This is a genomic window from Vibrio sp. 2130-1 (assembly GCF_033339515.1).
Window position 1 is genome coordinate 1 of the sequence record NZ_JAWOUT010000467.1, and the last position, 604, is coordinate 604.

Here is a 604-nt window from a genome sequence, read left to right on the forward strand (position 1 = left end):
CAACTTCATGTATCAACCCTTCAAGGTAACGCACACCTTGCTCGTCCATCCCTGTTGTAGGCTCATCCAACACCAACAAGCTTGGGTCATCTAACAAAGCCTGAGCGAACAACACACGCTGTTGCTCACCGCCAGAAAGTTGCCCCATACGACGATCTGAGCGAGCGGCCATGCCGACGCGATCTAATTGCGCCAACGCACGTTGTGTTTGTTTGGTTTTACGGTGCCAGAATAGTGGGATTCGTGTTTGGTTCAGCAACACAAAATCCATCACCGTTAGCGGTAAGCTGGCTTCAAACATCGCTTTTTGAGGAACATAACCAACGTTTCCGCCAAGCTTATTGTGAGTCTTATTCGGCCAGTGAACGGAAATGTCGCCAGTAAAAGGCGTAAGTCCAAGTACGGAGCGCAACAACGAGGTTTTTCCTCCACCATTTGGACCCATGATCACATGGCACTTGCCCGGCTCGAAGGTTGTCGTGACATTTTGCAATATCACGTTGTCACCGTATTGGAGACTTAAATTATCTATCGAGATAGAAGGACCAAGCATTACGCTTTCTCCTGTGCGTGTTTGCTTGCCACGAACTTCATCGCTTCAATC

At 48.7% G+C, this 604-nt stretch carries 1 protein-coding gene; it reads right to left on the reverse strand.

Features of this window, described 5'->3' with window-relative positions; translation table 11 throughout:
* Positions 1–553: metal ABC transporter ATP-binding protein (locus R7Q09_RS26880; protein WP_318144040.1), on the reverse strand; the 553-nt coding region annotated here is incomplete at its 3' end.
* Positions 554–604: the final 51 nt, after the last annotated feature.